20 protein-coding genes are annotated in these 21563 nt (G+C 61.3%); 4 read left to right on the top strand and 16 right to left on the bottom strand.

The genetic code is table 11. From position 1 onward, the window contains the following. Window positions 1-79: 79 nt before the first annotated feature. The 4 genes from JNB89_RS16330 to JNB89_RS16315 form a co-directional block, all read right to left on the bottom strand. On the bottom strand, window positions 80-904 hold the full coding sequence (locus JNB89_RS16330) for an alpha/beta fold hydrolase (RefSeq protein WP_220362934.1): 825 nt from the start codon (window positions 902-904) through the stop codon (window positions 80-82). A gap of 429 nt (window positions 905-1333) precedes the next feature. Further along, the gene (locus JNB89_RS16325) at window positions 1334-2320 is read right to left on the bottom strand and encodes an NAD(P)H-quinone oxidoreductase (RefSeq protein WP_220362933.1); all 987 of its coding nucleotides are present in this window, start codon (window positions 2318-2320) and stop codon (window positions 1334-1336) included. 14 nt (window positions 2321-2334) lie between these two features. Then, a complete protein-coding gene (locus JNB89_RS16320) occupies window positions 2335-2664 on the bottom strand; it encodes a carboxymuconolactone decarboxylase family protein (RefSeq protein ID WP_013338255.1) in 330 nt (109 codons plus the stop codon). 13 nt (window positions 2665-2677) lie between these two features. Beyond that, entirely contained in the window at window positions 2678-4114 is a 1437-nt protein-coding gene (locus JNB89_RS16315; protein ID WP_220362932.1) for an NAD-dependent succinate-semialdehyde dehydrogenase, read from the bottom strand. Window positions 4115-4448: 334 nt separating this feature from the next. Here JNB89_RS16315 and JNB89_RS16310 point away from each other — a divergent pair, with 334 nt between their 5' ends. Next, window positions 4449-5405, top strand: coding sequence for a LysR family transcriptional regulator (locus tag JNB89_RS16310; RefSeq protein WP_220362931.1), 957 nt, complete (start codon window positions 4449-4451; stop codon window positions 5403-5405). A 55-nt stretch (window positions 5406-5460) separates the two neighbouring features. Here the strand turns inward: JNB89_RS16310 and JNB89_RS16305 are convergent, their stop codons facing one another. The 6 genes from JNB89_RS16305 to JNB89_RS16275 form a co-directional block, all read right to left on the bottom strand. After that, window positions 5461-6111, bottom strand: coding sequence for an ATP-binding protein (locus JNB89_RS16305; protein ID WP_223216778.1), 651 nt, complete (start codon window positions 6109-6111; stop codon window positions 5461-5463). 47 nt (window positions 6112-6158) lie between these two features. Next, entirely contained in the window at window positions 6159-6578 is a 420-nt protein-coding gene (locus tag JNB89_RS16295) for a DUF1924 domain-containing protein (protein WP_013338262.1), read from the bottom strand. A gap of 187 nt (window positions 6579-6765) precedes the next feature. After that, on the bottom strand, window positions 6766-7551 hold the full coding sequence (locus tag JNB89_RS16290; protein ID WP_220362930.1) for a glycine betaine ABC transporter substrate-binding protein: 786 nt from the start codon (window positions 7549-7551) through the stop codon (window positions 6766-6768). Between the two features lie 14 nt (window positions 7552-7565). Further along, window positions 7566-8219 (bottom strand): oxygen-insensitive NAD(P)H nitroreductase, encoded by a 654-nt coding sequence (gene nfsB / locus JNB89_RS16285; protein ID WP_220362929.1) that lies wholly within the window; start codon window positions 8217-8219, stop codon window positions 7566-7568. Window positions 8220-8250: 31 nt separating this feature from the next. After that, window positions 8251-9474, bottom strand: coding sequence for an L-dopachrome tautomerase-related protein (locus JNB89_RS16280; protein WP_220362928.1), 1224 nt, complete (start codon window positions 9472-9474; stop codon window positions 8251-8253). A gap of 57 nt (window positions 9475-9531) precedes the next feature. Further along, entirely contained in the window at window positions 9532-10539 is a 1008-nt protein-coding gene (locus JNB89_RS16275) for a zinc-binding alcohol dehydrogenase family protein (protein WP_220362927.1), read from the bottom strand. Between the two features lie 140 nt (window positions 10540-10679). Between JNB89_RS16275 and JNB89_RS16270 the strand changes: the two genes are divergently transcribed. Continuing rightward, on the top strand, window positions 10680-11612 hold the full coding sequence (locus tag JNB89_RS16270) for a LysR family transcriptional regulator (RefSeq protein ID WP_220362926.1): 933 nt from the start codon (window positions 10680-10682) through the stop codon (window positions 11610-11612). 49 nt (window positions 11613-11661) lie between these two features. Here JNB89_RS16270 and JNB89_RS16265 read toward each other — a convergent pair whose 3' ends face one another. The 4 genes from JNB89_RS16265 to JNB89_RS16250 all read right to left on the bottom strand — a co-directional run bounded on the left by JNB89_RS16265 (window position 11662) and on the right by JNB89_RS16250 (window position 16975). Beyond that, window positions 11662-12819 (bottom strand): Gfo/Idh/MocA family protein, encoded by a 1158-nt coding sequence (locus JNB89_RS16265; RefSeq protein ID WP_220362925.1) that lies wholly within the window; start codon window positions 12817-12819, stop codon window positions 11662-11664. A 109-nt stretch (window positions 12820-12928) separates the two neighbouring features. After that, entirely contained in the window at window positions 12929-14572 is a 1644-nt protein-coding gene (locus JNB89_RS16260; protein WP_220362924.1) for a tannase/feruloyl esterase family alpha/beta hydrolase, read from the bottom strand. Window positions 14573-14597: 25 nt separating this feature from the next. Beyond that, a complete protein-coding gene (locus tag JNB89_RS16255) occupies window positions 14598-15629 on the bottom strand; it encodes a hypothetical protein (protein WP_220362923.1) in 1032 nt (343 codons plus the stop codon). Further along, window positions 15626-16975, bottom strand: a complete 1350-nt coding sequence (locus JNB89_RS16250; RefSeq protein WP_220362922.1) for an MFS transporter — start codon at window positions 16973-16975, stop codon at window positions 15626-15628. The genes JNB89_RS16255 and JNB89_RS16250 overlap by 4 nt, the downstream gene beginning before the upstream one ends. Before the next feature lie 112 nt (window positions 16976-17087). Here JNB89_RS16250 and JNB89_RS16245 point away from each other — a divergent pair, with 112 nt between their 5' ends. Beyond that, on the top strand, window positions 17088-17996 hold the full coding sequence (locus tag JNB89_RS16245; protein WP_220362921.1) for a LysR family transcriptional regulator: 909 nt from the start codon (window positions 17088-17090) through the stop codon (window positions 17994-17996). Here JNB89_RS16245 and JNB89_RS16240 read toward each other — a convergent pair. Then, window positions 17971-19098: an L-dopachrome tautomerase-related protein gene (locus JNB89_RS16240; RefSeq protein ID WP_220362920.1), complete on the bottom strand. Its 1128-nt coding sequence runs from the start codon at window positions 19096-19098 to the stop codon at window positions 17971-17973. The genes JNB89_RS16245 and JNB89_RS16240 overlap by 26 nt on opposite strands. A gap of 390 nt (window positions 19099-19488) precedes the next feature. Between JNB89_RS16240 and JNB89_RS16235 the strand changes: the two genes are divergently transcribed. Beyond that, entirely contained in the window at window positions 19489-20262 is a 774-nt protein-coding gene (locus JNB89_RS16235) for a YkgJ family cysteine cluster protein (RefSeq protein ID WP_220362919.1), read from the top strand. 100 nt (window positions 20263-20362) lie between these two features. Here the strand turns inward: JNB89_RS16235 and JNB89_RS16230 are convergent, their stop codons facing one another. Further along, window positions 20363-21538, bottom strand: coding sequence for a porin (locus JNB89_RS16230; protein WP_220362918.1), 1176 nt, complete (start codon window positions 21536-21538; stop codon window positions 20363-20365). Between the last annotated feature and the right edge of the window lie 25 nt (window positions 21539-21563).

The following is a 21563-nucleotide window of genomic DNA, read 5'->3' as shown; positions in this document are numbered from 1 at the left end:
GACGTCATCCGGCACGTCTTCGGTCATACCCGATTCCTCTCGGGTGCCGGAAGTCGCTCGGCCATCGTCAGTGACGATCCTACGACAATCGAGCGAAGCTCAATATGTCCTGATTGAGGCGATCCTTATGCGTGTAGTAGAGAGCATGATAGGCGCCCTCGTAGACGACAAATTTCGCACCCGGAATGAGCGAGGCGGACTTTTTGCCTGAAAGCTCAATTGGCACAACAGGGTCTGCGCCCCCGTGAATGACCAACGTAGGAATGTCGAACTTTGCCAGGTCTGGACGCAGGTCGGTTTCCGAAAACGAGGCAATGCAGTCATGGGTCGCCTTGATGCTTGCTTTAATTGCCATATCGAAGGTCATGTCCAGCATCGCCTGCGTGACCGCGGACGGGTCACGATCGGCCCCGGTAAAAGCGCGGCCGAAATTAATCAGAAATTCGGCGCGATCTTTAACTACGCCGGCCCGCAGCCCATCGAAAACGTCTCGAGGTACGCCCGCCGGATTATCGGCCCGCGTCACTAGTAAAGGGGTGGTCGCGCTGAGCAGAACAACCTTGGCGATACGCTTCGATCCACGAGTACCGATGTATCGAGCAACTTCTCCACCGCCCATCGAGTAGCCGACCAGGATGGCGTCGGTGAGGTCGAGCTGCTTGATCAGCTCGTCCAGATCATTGGTAAGAGTATCGTAGTCGTAGCCCGACCACGGCTGACTGGAACGTCCGAAACCTCGACGATCATAGGCGATCACCCGGAATCCATTGTTGGCGAGAAAAAGCGCCTGGTACTCCCACATGTCGGCGCTCACAAGCCACCCGCTGACCAGGATGATTGGCTGACCGGTACCCCAGTCGTTGTAAAAAATCTCCGTACCGTCAGGTGTAGTGATCCGGCTCATCTGCGAGTTCCTTATGATGATAGATGGACATTGTCGTCACGTCGCTGCTGTCGGCGTATCGGTTCATGAGGAGCGTCGCGCCACGCTTCCAGCCACTGCGCCAATGATAGTTTTGGTGGCAGCTTCAGGTTCTGAAATGTTCTTAAGGGTTCTAGCGCATTGCGAGCGAGCCAGGCGCTAGCTGCCTGTCCCTCCTCGCTTCGCCACACTTTTTTCAAAGGGTTGCAGTGCCGGGCGTTTGTGTTAGTTGGCGGCTGACGCCTTGCCGGACGCAATTTCGCAACAAGCCGTTTTGAGCTAACTGGGTGTTAGTCCGCGCGGAGGGATGCGACTTCGTCGAGGTGAGCTACAACGAACGCATCGGTGTTCAAGAGACGCACGAGGCGATCGCGATGCTATTGCCCGGCATTGAGCCGCAACTCGGCTCGATCAACTCGTCGTCAGGATAATTTTCCCCACGTTCGCCGCCGATTCCATGCGTCGATGTGCGTCGGCTGCGCGCGCCAGAGGAAACGTACTGTCGACAACGGGCTCGAGGCGCCGCCCACCAGAGAAGCGCTTGAGCCAACGTTCACTGAAACGCCGGACCATAGCGTGCTTTTCAGCCTGGGAGCGCGACTTCATGACGGTGCCGATAATCTGGATGTGGTGGTACAGGATAGTCTCCAGGTCAACGCTCACCTGACCGCCGCCACCCAGAATCCCCACTTGCACCAGACGTCCGCCGTGCGCGAGGGACGCGATATTGCGTGCAAAATACGGCTCCCCGACGAAATCGATTACAACATCCACGCCGCGCCCACCCGTCTTTTGAGCCACCACAGCCGCAAAATCCTGCGTGCGGTAATCGATGACATGGTCGGCGCCGAGTTGAACCACACGTTCGAGCTTCGTCGCCTCGGCGGTCGCAAATACGGTTGCTCCGCTCGCGTAGGCAAGCTGGACCGCGGCGGAACCAACGCCGCCCGCCGCCGCGTGAATGAGTACGGAATCGCCTTGCTCAAGGCGTCCGAGATGCATCATCGCTTCATGCGCCGTGACGAATACTTCGGGAATGGCAGCCGCGTGCACGTAGTCGAGCTGCTCCGGAATCGGCATTGCCATGCGCCAGTCGATGCGCGCGAGTTCGGCATACGCGCCGCCGCCGACCACGCCCATCACGCGGTCGCCCGCCTTATAGCCTTCGACGGACGCGCCGACCTCCACCACCTCGCCCGCGATTTCCAGCCCCATGATGGTCGAGTCGCCAAAGTTCGGCCGTCCGTATCCGCCGCGTCGATGCGTGAGGTCAGCGCGGTTCACGCCTGCTGCGTGAACACGGACCAGCAGGTCGTCGGGGCGCAGTTCCGGGTCCGGAACGTCGGCGAGTTTGAGAACATCGGCGTCGCCGAATTCGTTGAATGTGATCGCTTTCATGATTGCGTGTCCTGTTATGCCTGTACATCGCCGAGCGTCGCTTGCGCGGCGGCGGAAGCCGAGATGGCGGCTGGAAACCCTGCGTAGAACGCAAGGTGCGTAATGGCTGCTGCGAGTTCCTCACGCGTGACGCCGTTACTCACGGCACGTCGCAGGTGGGCGGGCAATTCGTCATGGTGACCGCCGACAATCAGCGCGGCGACGGTCACGAGGCTTCTGTCGCGCGGCGAAAGAGCCGGGTCGGCCCAGACCTGCGGGAACAGCACGTCGTCGACGAGTGCTGCGAGCTTCGGTGTGAAGCTGCGCGCGGCTTCGCGCGGGCTGTCGAAATTGGCTTTTGACATGATTGGGCTCTCCTCAAACCTGGCTGATGAATTTGTTGGTCAGATAGAACTCGATGCCTTCGGCGCCACCTTCTGAACCGATGCCGCTTTCCTTGAGGCCGCCAAACGGAAGCTCGGTGGCTACGATGCGGTACTGGTTGATGCCAATCATGCCGGCCTCCAGCCCGTCGCCAACGTCGATGGCTGTGCGCGCGTTGTTAGTGAACGCGTAAGCCGAGAGGCCGTAGGGCAGGCGGTTCGCTTCGGCGAGGCCGTCTTCCAGCTGGTCAAAACGCATCAGCACTGCAATGGGACCGAACGGCTCTTCGTGCATTACGCGAGCGTCCATCGGTACGTCGGCGAGCACGGTCGGTTCGAAGAAGTAGCCATCGCTCGCAATGCGCTTGCCGCCGGTGAGTACTTTCGCGCCGCGCGCCACGGCATCGGCGACGAGTTCTTCCATCTTGGCGATCTGGCGCGGATTCGCGAGCGGGCCGACCTGCGTGCCAGGCAGCATGCCGTCGCCTACCTTGAGCGCCTGCGTAGCGGATACGAAATGGCCAACAAACTCGTCGTAGACCTCGCGCTGAATCAGGAAGCGCGTCGACGAAATGCAGACCTGGCCGGTGCCGCGAAAGCGGTTCGCCGCGCCTTCGACGGCGGCTCTCTCGACGTCTGCGTCCTTGAACACGAGCACGGGGCCATGGCCGCCAAGTTCCAGCGTAATTGGCTTCACGCCTTCGGCGGCGCGCGCGGCAAGCAGCCGGCCGATGGGAACGGAGCCCGTAAACGTAACCTTGCGGATAATCGGTGACGCAATCAGTGTCTTCGACACCTCGTCCGGTACGCCGAAGACGACTTGCAGCACGCCCTTGGGCAAACCTGCGTCGTCGAGTGCGCGGGCAAGCGCGAGCGCCGTCGCGGGGCTTTCCTCGCCCGGCTTGATGATGACGCTACAGCCAGCAGCCAGCGCCGCGGAGAGCTTGCGGGCGGGTGTGATAGCCGGGAAGTTCCACGGCGTGAAGGCGGCGACCGGTCCGATGGCCTGCTTCTTGACCAGTTGCTGCACGCCAGGACGGTTCGACGGCACAACGCGACCGTCGATACGACGCGCTTCTTCCGCGAACCATTCGAAGTATTCGGCTGCACGCAGCACTTCGTCCCTGCTCTCGGCAAGCGGCTTGCCCTCCTCGAGCGTCAGCAGTTCGGCAATGTGAGCGGCGCGCTCACGAATCAGGTCTGCGCCGCCTTTCAGAATACGTGCGCGCTCGGCAGGCACCGTATTGCGCCATACGTCGAACGCGCGCTTTGCCGTACGCAATGCCTGGTCGAGGTCGGCTGCCGTTGCAAGCGGTACGCGGCCCAGTTCCTGCAGCGTAGCGGGATTGACGACCGGGGCAGTGTCGCGTTCGCCGGCAGAAATCCATTCTCCGTTGATGAAAAGATAAAGGGAGTCGTAGTGAGCGTTCATTTTCACAGATATAGTTAGTAATTCAAATCAATAGGAATTGATGTCCAGGCCGATAAGCGAATTCACACCGGCGTTGCCAGGCCCGGCGATCCTGGGGAAAGCGGTCCGCGCTTGCGGCTTTCAGTAAATGTCTGTCTGCGGAACCCAGTGTAGGCGGGAAGGCCGGGCGGTTTTAGCCAGGGCAGAAAGAATGATTCTTTCCGTGAGAGGGAAAATCGGCGGGCTCCGACCGGTTACGCTTACCGGCACGCAAGGCGGCGCTCGCCTATGATGGCCGTACGCCCGTGCAGCGCGGGCGCCGATTCAGTGAAATCAGACGAATGGAAAAGGTGGGATGGACAAGTTATATAACATGTCGGTTTTTGCAAAAGTCGTCGAAATGGGGAGCTTCACTGCGGTCGCGAACCACCTGGACACGACGGTAGGGAACATCTCGCGCGCCGTTTCGGTGCTCGAGGAGTCGCTGGACACCCGGCTCATGCAGCGCTCGACGCGCCGTCTAGTCATTACCGACGCGGGACGGCGGTTCTACGACCGGTGCGTGGCCATCCTGACCGACGTGGAGCTTGCCGAGGCCGAGGCGCGGGACGCCCTGCTGGAGCCGCGCGGCAGGTTGCGCGTTCACTCGGTGCCCGGACTCGGGCGCAATCTGGTGACCCGTGCCGTCATGGCCTACCGCAACTCGTATCCGGAGGTGTCGGTCGACCTTCTGCTGTCGCAGCGCATGCCGAATCTGCTTGAAGAGCAACTAGATATTGGTATTGTGATTACACGAACGCTACCCGACTCGGCCTACGTCAGTCAGAACATAGGCAGCAGCCATTGCATCCTCGCGGCTTCACCCAAGTATCTGGCAGCGCATCCGGCGCCGACGTGCCCGGAAGACCTTATCGACCATCAGTGCGTTCTGCTCGGCACAGTCGACTATGCGCCCGACGAGTGGCATCTGGAGAGCGCTGCTGGCGGGGCTATTTTCCGCCCAGCCGGCCCACATTTCAGCGTCAACGATATGGACTCGATGTCACAAGCCCTTCGGGATGGCGCAGGCATCGGCCTCCTTGCGGCGTTCTCAGCGATAGATGACCTGCACAGCGGCGCGCTCGTTCGCGTACTGCCCGGGTATCACACACAGGTGCGCAACGTCTATGCGGTTTATCCATCTCGACAGTTCGTCGACGCGAAAATCAAACGGTTCGTCGAGATGTTGAAGACCCACGTGGGAGAGCATCTGGACGCTTACGCGAGAGAGCTCGACCTCGCTCCGGCCACTGTTGCGCCACTGGATCGCTAGTTTCAGATCGTTGCGCGTAGCATGCGATACGGCGCAAAACTGCGGGCGAATCGGTTCATCTCGCGTGCCACGTGATCTGGACTTCGAGCCCGCCGAGGGCGCTGGACCGGCGCACGTTGACCACCGCCGCGTGAAGGTCCACGATTCGCTGCACGATGGACCAACCCAGGCCACTGCCGCTTTCGGCGGTACCCGACACGCGGAAGAAACGCTCGCCTAGCTTCAACCGATCTGCGTCTGCGACCCCTGGCCCGCTGTCCTCGACTGACAGCATGGTCAGGTCGCGGTTCGTTTCGGTCCTGATCAGCACCGATGCGCCAGGCGGGCTGTAGCGGATGGCATTGTCCACGAGGTTGCGCACAAGTGCGGCGAGCAGCGTTTCGTCGCCTGTGATGTGGCAGTTCTCTTCGCCCTCGAATTCCAATGACTGGCGCTTGGCTATCGCCGCTGGCGCCAGTTCTGCGGCCACCCGTTGCGCAAGCGCGCTGAGATCGACCCTCGTCAACTCGAGGGTCGCTCCGGATTCGGGCAACATGCCGGGCGGATAGGCGATATGGCATGACGCGCATTCCTGCCGATACTTCGGCAGGAGGTTCACCTGGTTACGCGTCTCATCAGGATCGGCCGTCACGCTGGAAACCGCCAGCGACGTCAGCAAAGCGACAACCCAAACTGCCGGAGAACGGGGCACGAGATTGAATGGCATCGGGAACAGTCCTGTCGGGAAGAGGTTCGTTCGAAGAGAGAAGCCGCTTACGGTTTGAGCGTCAGGAGCCATGCCAGCAGATCGGCCTTTTCGGCTGCAGTGCACTCCCGTCCGACCACGTCGTTGCAATTGCGACGGAACCACTTTTCGGTCTTCGCTGCGTCGGTGAATCGCTCTGGGTTGAACGCGGGAGCGAGAGGACTGATTGCCTTGCCTGTCGCCGCATGCTTGCCGGTCTGTGTGGGGATTGCGCCGTGGCATGTGGCGCAAGTCCACTCATGACCATGCGAAGCGTTGAAGAACTGCTGTCCCCTCGAAGGGACGGGTTGTGTGCCGCCCGACTGCGTCTGGTAGGAGCCAAGCAGCTCCGAAGGAGGAGCAGCGTTGGCTGTCGGCATTGCGGTTGCGGTCGGAATCAGCAACAGTGTCGCGCGCAAGCGCCGCAACGAAAGAAGTGATCTGCTCATTAGATCCTCCAGTGGATACCGACCATGATGTTCGGCGTTCCTTACCGGAGTCTTAAGTGCGGTTCCCTCGCTGGTGGCGCTGGCGGTTCACTGTCACGCGGCTGCGCTGCGCGCCGGGCCAGCAGCCGGGGGATTGGGGCGGCGACCGAAAAAAAGGCGCCGCAGTTTTCGATGCGCACGAAGCGCTTCAGCGTGTCGCCGAGCCTAATTCCGAAACCGATTCCACTGAACTGGCGCGAGAGAGAACGAAGTCGAGGCGGCTCGTCTCCCGATTACCCAAAGTGAGCTGCCGCAACGCATTCAAAGCGTCCTGCGGAATCTTTTCGTGCGCCGCTTTGCGCAAAATCAGAGTCGCATCGTCGGTGCCCCCAAGAAGTCCCTTGGGGTCTTTCAATTCACGAATGCTGTACTGCTCGTGCAGGTATTGCGGGCTCCACAATGGGACGACGACCCAACGCCGCTCTTTGACGGCGGCTTCAAAGGCGCGCGTGCAATCGTCGAGCGTGCCGTTCTCGAAGTAATAGCCGGCCTCCTGCAAACCGTACTGAATGATCATTTCCCGAGAAAATCGACTGATCCCGGCCCCGGGATTGATCCCCTGAACGAGTTTCGTCATTTTCGCGGCCACGTCCGGCCTCTTCAGGTCGGCCACACTGCTCACCGCACTCTCCGGCACATAGTCGGGCACGCCCCACAACGCGTACGGACGATAAAGCACGGTGATCTTGTCTACCTCATGCTCGAACGGTGCCAGATAGATACTGTGGCTGCTCGGCAGCCAGGCACTGCTGAGCATATCGGCCTTGCCGTTGCGCAGCAATTCAAAGGCCTGCTCGTGCGCAGCGAAGACCTCATCGACCGCAACACCATACTCATGCAACAGGCTTCGAACCACGCCGGATGCAGCGCGATGAAACGAGAGATCGATAGTGACCAGTGTGATGCGAGGATAGGCTGAAGCAGCTCCGGTCATGATCACTCTCTCTTTCAGATGAAGGTGAAGATCTGTTCGCGCGGCAAACGCGACTTGGGCAGATCGGCGTTGAAGTCTTCGCTACTGCGGTGTCCCAGTGCGACAAGCACCACGCTCGTCAGCCCATTTTCGCGCAAGCCGAGACTTGCATCGAGCGCCCGGCTGTCGAAGCCTTCCATTGGTGTCGCATCGACGCCGAGTATCGCCGCACCGAGAAGCAGCCCACCCAGTGCGAGATAAACCTGCTTCTCCATCCACTGCGAGGTGTCGCGCAACTCGTACTTGTGCATGTCCACGTATGAGCGGCGGCTCTTGTCCTGACCTGCCTGCATTTGCGGTGTCCTGAAACGACCGTCCGCAGCTTCGCGCTCAAGAATGCTTTGCAGATGGCGCTCATCCATTGACTCGCGTATGCACATGGCGATGACGTGCGACGCGTTGAGCACTTTCGGTTCGTTGTACGCGTACGCGTTAGTGGTCGATTGAGCGATGCGGGCGCGACCTTCAGGCGTCGAGGCAACGACGAAATGCCAGGGTTGCGAATTGACCGACGAGGGCGACTGGTGCAGGACGGTGAGCAACGTCTCAATCTGCTCAGCGGGTACTGGCGTGCCTGCTTCGAAGGCTTTCACGGTGTGGCGAATGCGAACTGCGTCAGCGAGATTCATGATTGACTCCAGGGATGGATAGGTGAATGTGTCAGAACGTTGGTGCGGGGCCGGCGCCAATGCGCACGCGGAAGAGGGCGTACGGCTTCTTGCGCTCGTCCTTGCCGCCGTGGAAGACGGGTTGGCGATGAAGCTGATTCGCTGTGAAGTACAGGTACCCGTCGGTGCCGACTGACAGCGTGTCAGGCCACAGCACGCGCGGATCATGCACGATGGTCTGCCACTCGCCGCCCGGTTCGAGCTTGCGGATGGAGTCGTGCTCGTAGTCGCCTGCATAGACGGTGCCGTTTGCATCGCTTTCGAGGCCGTCAGAAGCACCTTTCTCGCCGAGGTCTTTTACAGCGGCCGAGAGTTGTGCTTCGCTGATTGACGGGTCGCGCAGCATTGCGGTGGGCACCGAATACAAGTGCCGGCTGGAAAGCGGGCAGTAGTAGAGCGTCTTGCCGTCCGGCGAAAGCGCGATGCCGTCCGAGGCAACGGTGAATGGCGCGCTCTTGCCGTTGGCGTCCCGTACTTTGAGGGTTTCGCCTTCCACTACGGGCACGAAGCCCGGGTCGGCGGAGGTCGAAACGTCACCGGTAAGGCGTCGCAATGCGTTGCCGGAATCGAGATCGATCACGATCAATCCACCGTTGCCGCTCAACGACGAGTCGGTCACATACGCGACGCCCGCTTTACCCACGCGAAAGTCGAACCGCACGTCATTCACATAGGTTCGTTCGCGCATGACATTGGCCGGAAAAACCAGCGTCTTCACCACGCTGTTCGTCGCGAGGTCGATGGCGACCAGCTTTGCACCTCCCGCTACCGGACTCGAGAAGTTGGGCGCGGCCGTATCAAGCACCCATAGCCGTCCGCGGCCGTCCGCAATCACGCTTTGAACGCTCAGAAAGTGCGTGGCTGGATGCGATGCGTCGGCGCGATTGATCTCCGTGTTCGGATACGCGACCACCTTGCCGTCGCGCAACTCCGCAACGGTGGCCTGCACGTCGTCGCCCCAGCGCGGAAAGTTGACGAAGATCCGGCCGGTCTCAGTGACGCTCACGCCGGTGGGCATTGGACCGGTGAATGTGGCGACTGTTTCGATGGAACCGATGGTACGTTCCGTGGCCTGGTTCGAGGACGGCCGATCCGACGACGCCCGAGCGAGCGCGGGATGCGCGACCACGCCGGCGAAGCTCAGCGCCGCTGCAAATGCAATCGCTGCACGGCGTATCAGATGGCTGTTCGTGCTTGGTCGATGGATGGAATGCATGGATATTCTCCGTTTGTAGTGATGTTGCAAGTGACCTATGCGAGAAGTCCGGACACACTAGAAGCCTTCCAGCACGATCTTTCCGCGAGCACGTCCGCTTTCGATGAGCGCATGAGCGCGGCGCAGGTTTGTTGCATTGATGGCTCCGAAGTGCTCGGCCATGGTGGTGCGCAGCGTGCCGTCGTCGATGAGTGCCGACACGCGGTTGAGAATTTCGTGTTGCCTGATCATGTCGCTGGTATCGAACAGCGACCGTGTGAACATCAACTCCCAATGCAGCGAAATGGACTTGCGCTTGAGCGGGACCGCATCGAGTGTGTCCGGGTCGTCGATCACGCCGAGCCGGCCCTGGGGCGCGAGTGCCTCGACGAGCTGCGGATAGTGAAGATCCGTCTGAGTCAGGCTCGCCACGTAACGCACCTGCGGCGAGCCGATACGGCAAAGGCCTTCCAGCAACGGTTGCGAGTGGTCGATTACCTCGTGCGCGCCAAGTGCTTCGACCCATTCACGCGTTTCTGGCCGGGAAGCGGTGCCAATCACGCGCAGATTGGTAAGACGACGTGAAAGTTGTGTGAGCATCGAACCGACACCGCCGGCAGCGCCGACGATCAGAAGCGTGTCCCCCGAGCCTGCGTTCTCGGCCACGCCGAGCCGGTCGAAGAGCAGTTCCCACGCGGTCAGCGACGTCAACGGAAGCGCCGCGGCTTGCGCATCCGAAAGCGTGGCAGGCTTGCGGCCGGCAATGCGCTCGTCCACGAGCGCGTATTGCGCATACGCGCCGGGGCGGGCAATGCTTCCCGCGTAGAACACCTTGTCGCCTCGCGCGAACATCGACACCTTGTCGCCCACGGCCTCGACGGTTCCTACGGCGTCCCAGCCGAGCACGCGCGGAGTTTCGGTCGGCGAGCCCATGCGGACTTTCGTGTCCACTGGATTGACGGCAATCGCGTCGATTTTCACCAGCAGGTCGTGCGATGCGGGTTCAGGCGTGGGCAGGTCGAAATCGACGAGCGAATCGGGATGGTCGGCGGGAAGGCCATGCTGCGTATAGACCACTGCTTTCATGCGCATGCTCCAGGTACGTGATAAAGGATCACAGCGATTGCCAAGCTCATGTGCCGCTGTTGTGTGGCTGAATTCTGGCGCGACCGCATAGGTGTGAAAAAGCAGTTAAATTAGGCAGGACTTTCACTCCTGGAATGAAAATGGTCCGCCTGGAAGACCTTCAACTATTTATAAGGACCGCGGCTCTTGGTAGCTTTTCAAATGCGGCGAGAGAGGCAGACCTTCTCCCGGGCCAGGTCAGCGCGGCGATCTTGCGGCTCGAGCGCGAGCTCGACGTCCGTCTCTTTGCGCGCTCAACCCGCAGTCTCAAACTCACTGCAGAAGGCGAGCAGTACCTTCCCTACGCGCAAGAAGTCCTCTCCATGCTTCATGAAGGCCGCGAACGTTTGCATGGAGAAAGACATGCGCTACAAGGCACATTGCGTATTGCGGCTCCATCCGACCTGGGCCGCAATAAGCTGCTGCAATGGCTGGGGGCATTTCGCGATCTGCATCCGAAGCTGACCTTGCGGCTGTCACTATCGGATCATGTGACCGACGTCTTTCGCGATCCGGTGGATCTTGCAATCCGGTATGGTTCTGTAGAACAGGCGAGCTACGTTGCGCTTGCCCTTGCCGTGAACAATCGAAGAGTGTTGGTGGCTTCGCCGGAGTATCTCAAGCGACGCGGCGCGCCGGCTTCGCTCGATGAACTCGTATTGCACGATTGCCTGCCCTATGTGCTGGGTGGACGGGTGTATGACCGCTGGTCGTTTCCGTCCAACGGCGTGCGGAGGCAGGTTACGGTAAAAGGCACGCTGCTTTGCGACGACGCGGAAATTGCAAGGCGATGGGCGGTGGAAGGTCGGGGCATCGCTTATAAATCATGGCTCGACGTCCACGACGACGTGATAGCCGGCCGCTTGCAAGTTCTATTGCCCGACCAACCAGGGGAAACGGCGCCGCTGAACCTCGTGTGTCCTCACCGCCGCCAGTTCTCGCCGGCGGTGAGATATCTTCATGCTCATCTCAGCGAACGGGTGCTGCCAATGAGCGCAGCCATGCTCGAGTACGCGAGCGCGCGCGTGGAGTGACGACAAAGCGTTTCAGCACGGCCCAAAGGCCGGTTCCCGTGGCACGCTCTCAATTCTTCGGCACCTTGTCGATGCCCGCGCCCGGATTGCTCGCGTTGACCAGGTCGGGCGATTTAACCGCGCGCAATGTCTCGCGTTGCGCTTCGGTATCAATGCGACGCGTGCGCTCAAACGGTTCGAGCTTCACAGGACCACCAGTCTTCAGCGCCTCGACGATGCCTTCCAGCACGCGCACATCGGCGTAACCTTCTTCGACGTCGGGCTCCGGCTGCCGGTCGTTCAGGATGCAGTCGGAGAAGTACTTCATCTCGCCGCCGAAGTGATCGGTGTTCCTGAACGAATGCGATTCTTCATCCTGGCCGATGGTCACCATCTGCTGCGTGGGCTTGCCATACATGTAGCAGGGCTGCATGGCGATACTGCCTTTCGTGCCCACCGCGAAAAACGAATCCAGCGTGTTGAGCGCATACGACAGCACGAACTGCGCGAGCCGGTCGCCGGGGAACCGGAGTGTGACCGACACGGTATCGTCGAAGTCGCCCAGACCGGTGCCGGGCGTGCGGACGCCGACGGCCGAGACCACCTCGGTCGGCTCCGCTTCGAACACGTAGCGCGCGGCATTCACCGGATAGGGACCCATGTCGAAGACCGGCCCGGCTGCAATGCCGCTTTTCGCGCGATGATTGTCCGGGTCGACCTTCTGCACGAACGTCGACGAGAACACTCGCACGTCGCCCAGGTCTGCGGAACGAATGCGCTCGATCGTGGCAAGCGTGCCCGGCTCGAAGTGCAGACGGTAAGCGACCATGAGCTTTGCGGTCGATGCCTTGACCGCTTCGCGAATCGCGTTGCATTGCTGCGTGGATATCTCCAGCGGCTTTTCAACCAGCACATGCACGCCGGCCGCGAGCGCGGGAATCGCAAACTCGGCATGGCGCCAGTTGGGCGTGGCGAGATAGATCGCATCGACCTTACCGGACTGCAGCATCTCGTCGAACTGCTCGTAGCTGTAGGTATCGGCAACACCGTATTGCTTGCCGACTTCGCGCGCCTTCTCCGGGTCGCCCGTGACCAGTGCGGTAATTTCGGAGTTATCGGTATGCCTGACGCCCGGCATCATCGCTTCCTGCGAGATGTCGCCAACGCCGACAATCGCATAACGTACTTTCTTGCCGTCGCCAAGACCGATTGCTGAAAGAATGCTCATGACGTAATCCTCGTGAAGGGTGGTCGCGCCGGCCCCTGTGCGCCGGCGCATGGCTTCACGATTCATCTGCGCAATCTTTATTCCAGGCAGTTCAACGGCCCCCTTACGCTTACTGACTTACGCACTGGTAGCTCGCGGCCGCGTTCACATCGCGGCCCACGTACTTCGGCCACGACGGATAACGGCACAGTGGCCGCGTTCTCCCCAGCGTGGCCGCGTTGAGGTCGCTCATGGTCAGCGTCTCCGGGGCCTTGCCGCTCTGCACCCATTGATCGAGCGCGGATAACGAGTCGATGGCCGGATGGAACGGCCCGGTGCCGTGACCCACGCCCGGCATCAGATAAAAGCGCACGAAACCGTCCACCGTGTTTTGCCCGAAGCGCTGCACGAGGCCGTTGTAGTAATCGGTGCTCACGATCTCATCTGCGAGTCCGTGCGTCATGATGAGCTTGCCGCCCTTCGCGACATAGGCGCTCAGGTCCGTGCTGGTCGCATCGGTTAGCGCGGACACCGCCTGCACACGCGACTCATAGGCCGCAGGATTGAGCGGATCGAACGTCAACGAATTGAAGGTCGGCACGCGCGTGACGAAATACTTGACCCATTGGTCGCCGGTCACCCATTGATTTGCGTCCTTCTTTCCCGCCGGATTTGCAGGCACTTTCGACTCGCCGAGGTCACGCGTCGTGTAAGGTCCTGCGAATACCGAGCCCGCAAGAATGTTGTAGCCCGCATACCGGGTCACGCCGTTGGCGAGCGGATACGGCAACTGCAATGGCGCTGCGATGGTCTGCACAGTTGCGATCTGCGCATCGGAGAGGCACGTATCGCCTGTGTCCACACCGTTCGCGCAGCGGACCGACCCGAGCACCGTCGCCGATTGCGCCTTGCACGCGGCCACGTTAGAGATGATGCCGTCGGCGACACCGTCGAGCGCATCGCACGTACTCATCACAGCGTTTTGCAGCAGGACGGTCTTGGCGACGTCGAGCCAGCCCGCTCCGTTGTTCAGATACAGCGCACGCCCGAGCACCACGTTGCTGAGCCGCAGCCCCGTATAGTTGAGCGCCGGACGGTTGACCACAATGCCGTCGTAGTCCGAGGGCCAGCGCTGCGCTTCGCTCAAGCCGTCGCGGCCGCCTGTCGAACTGCCGAAGAAATACACCTTGTCGGGCGCGCTCGAGTAGCGCTTTCTGATGAGCGCCATCGCGACGTCATGCGTTTTCTTCAGGCTCAGGCCGCCGTAATTTGCGAGCGCTTCATCGTTGGCGGCGAACTTGCCGTCCGTGATGCTCGAACTCTGATGCCCGGAGTCGTCGCCGAAGGTCGCATAACCGTTGGCAAGCGGCGTTGCCGATCCGGCCGGCGCCATGTCGAGCGGTTCGACGCCGGTAATCAAGGTGCCGTCGAAGCCGCCGCCTCCGTAGTGCAGCGCCTTGCGATTCCAGTTGGTCGGCAGATTGACCTGGAAGTTGATTGACGGCGCGGCCGGATCGACGGGTGCAATCGCACCGTTGACCTTGCAATATTCACCGCTCGTCTCGGTCAGTGTCGCGCTGGTAATGGTCGCGCCGCTGGTCGGCGCGCCGATCGACGATGCCGGTATCGACAGCCCATTCAACGACGCGCATTGCGTAGCTGCCGTGGGCGCAGGCGTCGAGCTCGTCGAACTGCCGCCGCCCGATGTATTACCGCCGCATCCGCTGATGCAAAAGCTGAGGGCGAGCGCCCACCACAACGGTCTGTTGTTCAATGTCGTCTCCTGTTTGAATTGACTGCTATTCGAGCGCGCCGCCTTGCTGAACGACGTCAGTTTCAACAAGCCGCGCGGCTGTGCCGAACAATGCGCGTACGCCCGGCTGCGATACGAACATCGCGTCGCCGCTGTGCCCAGCGCCCTGTACTTCATGCAACTCATGCCGCAACTGCGGACGCCGTGCTTGCAAATATGCGTAGTAGGCCCGGCCTCGCGCGAGCCGATGCGGACCTTGCAGCATCGCTTCGCATGAACGGTCGAGCGCCGGATGCGCCGGATCGTTGTCATGGGTGCCGAGCAGATACGTCACGTCGTGATCCATGTAGCGGCGCTCGAGCGATTGCGGATCGCGTCCATCCGCATAGCGAGGCAGCCGCTGTGTGCCGTATTTCCAGTCATTGAAGCCGGCGCAAGCAACGCTATGATCCTGCGGACGCCACGCGTCGAAATACACATACGAAGAAGGATTGGCGATCACATAACGCACGTGCACATTGCGAACCGCGCATCGCGCTGCAGCGTCGCTCAGTATCGCGTGACGATGGGCGACCTGCGCGCCGCCGGAATGGCCAGCAATCACGATCTCGCGTACGTTCGGAAAGCGGCCGGTGTGCACGTCATGCGCGTAGTGTTCGATCAGCGCGTCGAGCACATCGAACGAACTGAGCGGTGCCGGGCCTATTGCGTCGAGCCCGCCCATCCACGAAGTCCATTCCCAATGCAGCATGTCGTCGCCCAAACGGTGGTGCTCCACGTCGGCCGTCGCGAGAAACTGCGGCACTGCGAGAATCACATTGTTCGCTTCCACCGTGGACGAGGCGAGCGCACGCTGCGTCGAAAGAAGATAGGCGTCGGCATCACGCAGCCTGCCGTGCAACATGACCACGACTTGTGTCGCTTCGACCGGCGTCGTGCTGCCTCCCGTGAAAAGCGGCACTTTGGCTTCGCCGCGTGACGTCGACACGATCAGCCGTTCATCCGCGACGACCTTGACGGGCACCTCGTTGCGCGGCCGCACCTGGTTATTCATGAGAGCATTCATCCCGACACTCATGCTCCGTCGCCCGGCCAGCGGTCAGGCTCGCGGCGCAAACGCCGCCCCGAAGCCGTCAAGCCGACCAGCAGCAACGAGACGATGCCCGCAAAGATGAGGTACCACGCGGGCACGATGCGCGAGCCGGTAACGTCGATCAACGTGGACACCGTGAGCGGCGCAAGACCGCCGAATAGCGTGACCGCGAGGTTGTAAGAGAGCGCAACGCCCGTCGAACGCGTAGCCGTGGGGAACAACTGCGTGAGCATGCCGGGATGCGCGCCGGACATGAAACTGAGCACGACAGTCGCAATCATTTGCGCGGCGAACACACGTTCAGGCGTCGGCGCGGCGAGCACCCACGCGAAGAGCGGCCGCGCGGCGAGCACCCAGACGATCGTCACGGGAAAGAACAGCCGGTAGGCGCCGTAGCGGTCGGCGAGACGCCCGGCTAGCGGATAACCGACAATGCCGATCAAGCCTGAAATGGCCGTGCCAAATAGCGCATTCTTCAGCGGCAGATGCAACTGACGCTCGACATAGAGCGGCATGTACGAGTGCCACAAATAATTGGTTGCGGCCCCAACGATAATCACGCCCATCGCACACAGCGCCGCATCGCCGTGCTCGCGAGCGAAGGTGCGCAGCGACTGGCGCGGTGCATGCCCGAGGCGCTCGCGCAATTGCACGAATTCCGGCGACTCCCCGACTTTGTGCCGGATGTAGAAGCCCACCGGCCCCACCAGCGCGCCGAGCAGGAACGGCACGCGCCAGCCCCACGCCACGAGCGATGCGTGCGAAAGCTGTGTAGTGAGCACGAACGAGCACAGCGACGACAGCAGCAACGCCACGGCCTGCGAGGTCATCTGAAAGCTGCCGAAAAACATCTTGCGCCCGGGCGGTGCGTATTCCGTCAGCATCGCGGCGGCAGTCGCGAACTCGCCGCCGACGGAGAGCCCTTGCAGTACGCGCGCGACGATCACGAGCAGCGGCGCCGCGATCCCAATGCTCGCGTAACCTGGTGTGAGGCCCATCATCAGCGTGCTTGCCGCCATCAGAAGAATCAGCAGCGACAGGGTCTTGCGCCGCCCATAGCGATCCGCGCATGCGCCGATCACGACGCCGCCGAGCGGCCTCACCACAAAGCCGACGGCAAAAGTGGCGAGCGTCAGCGTGATCGACACGAAGCCGTTGCCGACCGGGAAAAACACCTGCGCGATGGTTTTGGCGAAATAGCCGTAGATAAGAAAGTCGAACCACTCCAGACCATTGCCGATGACCGACGCGAGCACCGCCCGGCGCATCTGCGAACGGCTGAGCGGCGCTGTGCCCGACGCGGGGATGCCGGCTTGCAAAACGGTTTGCATGTGTCTCCTTTGCCTGTCTTCTGCTTGTGGATCAAGACTACGTGCCCATATCCCCAATGTAAAATACATATGAGGCACGGTTGCCATATTTAACACATATAGCGGACGAAGCATGGAATTGAGACATCTGCGTTATTTCCTCGCGGTTGCCGAAGAAGGCCAGTTCACGCGCGCCGCCGCCCGGCTGCATATCCAGCAACCGCCGTTATCCCAACAGATTCAGGAGCTCGAACAGGAACTGGGCTTCGCGCTCTTCATGCGGCAACCGCGCGGCGTTACGTTGACGGCGCCCGGCGAAACCTTTGCCGCGCGCGCACGCTCAGTGCTGCTTGAACTCGATAACGCCGTTGTTCATGCGCGCCGGGTGGCGCAAGGACAGATCGGCACGGTGCGCGTCGCGCTCACGAGTTCGGCGGCGTTTCACCCGCTCACGCCCACCGCTATCCGCAACTTTCGCGAGATGTACCCCGAGATTGCGATCGAAATGAATGAGGTGAATGCGGCCGAGATTATCGAAATGATGTTGAACGATCGCGCGGACGCGGCGATTCTTCGCAAACCTGTCGACACGCCCACTGAATTGCGTTTCGAACTGCTGGCCGAGGAGCGCATGTTGCTCGTGCTGCCCGTCGGGCATCGGTTGATCGGTAACCGTGCAGTGCCGCTCAAACAGCTGGCCAAGGAATCGTTCATCTTCGTGCGGCGGCCCGGCGCACCGGGCATGTATGCGGACTTTATTCGCGCTTGCGAAGCGAAAGGGTTCGAGCCTCACGTCGTGGAAGAAGTGCCACGCATGGTGACGGCAATCAATCTCGTCGCGGCGGGCGGTGGCGTGTCGCTCGTTCCGGCTTCCATGCACCGTTACCATCAGGAAAGCGTGCGTTATTGCCGCGTAGCCGGCGACCATACATTCCGCGCGCCGTTGCATCTCGTCACTCGGCGGGAACTGCAGAGCCCGGCCGCTTCGCACTTTCGCGAGACCTTGCTCGAGTTCGTCAGCCAGCACCCTTATCGCGAGTGATACCTTCGATCATCAGCAGGCGCGAGGGCAACGCGTCGGGATGGCCCGGCTTGAACCAGTTCATCTCGGGAATTCGCGAGTCGGTCAGATAGATGGAACCGTCGGGACCTTCGGCCATCGTGTCCGGCCAGATCAGGCCGGGCTCGTGCAAGAGTGTGGCAAGGGTCTCGCCGTCCCAGACCTTGATTGCATGTTGCTCGACCGCGGTAATGAGCAGCCGCCCGTGGCGGTCGAAATGCAGCCCGTCCGCAGGGCCATGCTCGAGCACTTTTTCGACATGATTGCCGGCCTCGTCCGCAGAAAGCGATGCATCGTCGAGAACCTCGGTCGGCACGCGGTAGATCGTCTTTCCTTTCACCGCTTGCCAGTACAGGTAGCGTCCGTCGCGACTCAACGCAATGCCGTCGGCCGAGAATTCGACGCCGCGGCCATCGGGCCGCCTGAGCGGAACCCCGCCTGCGTGAACGGTGACAGTCGCGTCCATCTGCGTGGAGGGATGACCGTCTAGCACGCGGCGCGCGTTTCCTGTCACGAGATCGACCACGACAATTGCGCCTTGCGTCCCCGAGTCGGTAATGTAGCCGACTCGGCCGTCCGCGCTTACGCGGATGTCGTTGAGGTAACTGCCTTGAGGCGCGATGTCGAAGTCGAATGCAATGCACTGCGCAACGCGGTCGGTGGCCAGGTCGATGCGAACCAGCTTCGGCGCGGACGGCACGACGAACGACTGCGCGGGCGCGCCCGGATCGAGCACCCACAGATTGCCCTGCGTGTCGCACAACATCGCCTGCACGCAGACCCAGTGCTGGGCCGCGTCCATCTGATCGCGCTTCGCGTTGCGCCAGCTGTTCCAGCGGTCGTCCGGATACGGGCGGACGTCGCCATCCGGGGTAAGTACGCCGACGGAGATCGGGGCGTCCTCGGTCCAGCGTGGAAAATTGACGAATACGCGCCCATCGTCTGCAACGGCGACGCCGGTCACCTGGTGCGCGAACGAGGCAATCTCCCGCAGATGCACGCCGGGCCCCTCGCCACCGGCTGAAACAGGCGCGGCGGTCAGCGGCACGCTGTCCGCTGACGCACGCTGCTCGACTTCCTTCATATCGGCCTCCAATGGGTGAACCGTGATCGACACCGGAGTCGATGCCGGCCGTTCAAGTCCAGCACACGCTGTTCCCGAATTTCAGCGCCAGGGAGTGCGTGCCGTTAATGCAGAGGTACCGGTTTGCATGTGTGGGCCGCGCGGCGCAACGGCGCCACGACAGTCAGCGAAGTGTAAGCGGCGCAAACCCAAAATCGGGCATGACACTGTCCCAGAACTGCGAGACGAAAAAAAATCCGTATGGCCTGTAAGGCGGACGGCGTTCGCGCGACTAACTCCGACTGCTTCAGCTTGTTGCCACGCAACGAGAGGGCGGACGCGCTCCCAGGCGCCGACCGGCCATGAAGCAACACAACTGGACCGCGTCGCGCGACGCAAGGGCTATGAGACATGGATATCGATTTCAAGTGCACGATGTGCGGCAAGTGTTGCCACGATCTGCGTTTGCCGCTGACGGCAAGCGAGGCGGTTGCCTGGCTCGAAGCCGGCAACGACGTGGAGATTCTCTGCGAGGCCTTGCCGTGGCCGGAAGAGCCGCCCGCCGACAATCTTCAGGCTGCGCAAAAGCGTCGCCGTTCGTTTGCCGCGATGAGCGGGTCGTTGCCGGCGAGAGTAGTGGTCATTTTCGCGGGCACGCATGCGGGCCCATGCCCGAACCTTCGCCCCGACATGCGCTGCGGTATCTACCAGAAAAGGCCGCTGGTATGCCGCATCTATCCGGCGGAAATCAATCCATTCATCGCGCTCGTGCCGGAGCACAAGATGTGTCCGCCTGAATCCTGGACGCCGGGGTCGTCGCCACTGCTGCGCGCCGGCAAGCTGGTCGATTCCGACATGCTCGCTCTGATCCAGCAATCGCGCGATGCCGACGCGAGTGACGTCCCCATCAAGCAGCAGGTGTGTGCGTTGCTGGGTATCAGTCATGCCGGGGTGTCGAACGAGGGTTTTGTCGCACATTCGCCTGATCGCGTTGAGCTGCTGGCGGCGCTGCGTCAGGCGAGCAGCGGGCCCACCGTGCCCGCGCTGCAGCCGACGTGGCGTTTCGTATCACAGCGTCGAAACACGGTGGATGTGCTCGAGTCGGTGGGCGCGCTGGGTACTCTCGTCGATGCGAACAGTACTTTCGGGTTCCAATATCTGGGGCTTTCGGCGGGCTCTGATTGAAGGCCGGCGCGGCGCAGTAGGCACGGGTCAAGCGGCCGCTTGACTTCGCAACAGACGGTGGCAGACAGCGGGCGCATCGAAATGCACCACCCCATGTCTATCAGAACTTGTGTCGCATACCGACGCGAACCACAGCCAGATTGTTCGAAGACGACGGGGTGAGCACATTTATCGCTGCGACCGCTGGCTTGTTGGTTGAGTCCGTACCGGAAGCGTGCTGCCAGATTCCAGAGAGATAGACATCAGTGCGTTTGGAGAGAAAGTAGTGGGTACTCGCCTCGACCTGGTGATATGTCGCTCCTTCGTTCACGTTGTTCGCGTGTCCCTTCGTGTAGTCGTATGCGATGCCGGCCATCCACGCGGGAGTCAGCTTATAGTTGAAGTTGACTTCGGCGTTGTCGAAAGTTGCATTGCCCGTATACCCGAAGGGGTTGGGGCCTGACGAGAGGTCGCCCATTCCGCGAAAGCTGATGTTCGAATAGGTCGCGCCAAAGGTTGCAGCACCGAGCGTATAGGATGCGCCCACACCGATATCCCGGTACGAGTGCGCCGAAAGAAACCCGCGGAAAACGGGCGAAGACGCATTCGCCGCTGCCGCGGTCGCTGTTGTCGACGAGTTTGCGCCGAACAGGCTCGTGTTCGGATTTCTCACGCTGAGCCATGCTGCGCCAATCGAAAACGGCCCATGGTTATAGCCCGCACCGAGTGACCAGATCTGGTTGCGCGTGAAATCACCGGCAGCGCCGCCGAGGCTATAAAGCGTCCCGAACGAGAATCCGCCGTAGTTTTCCGATGTGAACTTGACCGAATTGTTGCTGCGGAAACTGTAGTTGAAATTGTCGAGGTCGCCAGGGTGCGCGGAGATATAGCCACCCCACTGGTTGCTCACCGAATATTGGCCCACAAAGTCGATCAACGTGTCGTATTGCCGGCCGAAGGTGAGCGTGCCATAGCGTCCGGAGAGCCCCACATACGCTTGCCGGCCGAAGAGTAACCCCCCTTGCCCGAGCTTGCCGTTCGTCACGTCGAAGCCGTTTTCGAGCCGGAAGATTGCCTTGAGGCCGCTGCCAAGATCCTCGCTGCCAACCAGGCCGAACCGGCTGCCCTGGTTCACACCGCTCGTCATGGCGAAAAGGCGCCCACCTGATGCGTTTGATTGATAGTTCAATCCAACGTCGATGATGCCGTAGAGCGTCACGCTGCTTTGCGCATGCGCGCTCGAACACAGCATCCCCGCTGAGGTGAGCACGATAAGCGCTGACAGGTTCTTTTTCATGATTTGTCTCCGTTATAGGTCATGT

Origin of the sequence: Paraburkholderia phenoliruptrix, from assembly GCF_019511605.1 — a bacterium.
GTDB classification, from domain to species: Bacteria; Pseudomonadota; Gammaproteobacteria; order Burkholderiales; family Burkholderiaceae; genus Paraburkholderia; species Paraburkholderia phenoliruptrix_A.
Note: the sequence above shows the minus strand (reverse complement) of the source record. Positions and strands in the feature narration are given on the sequence as shown.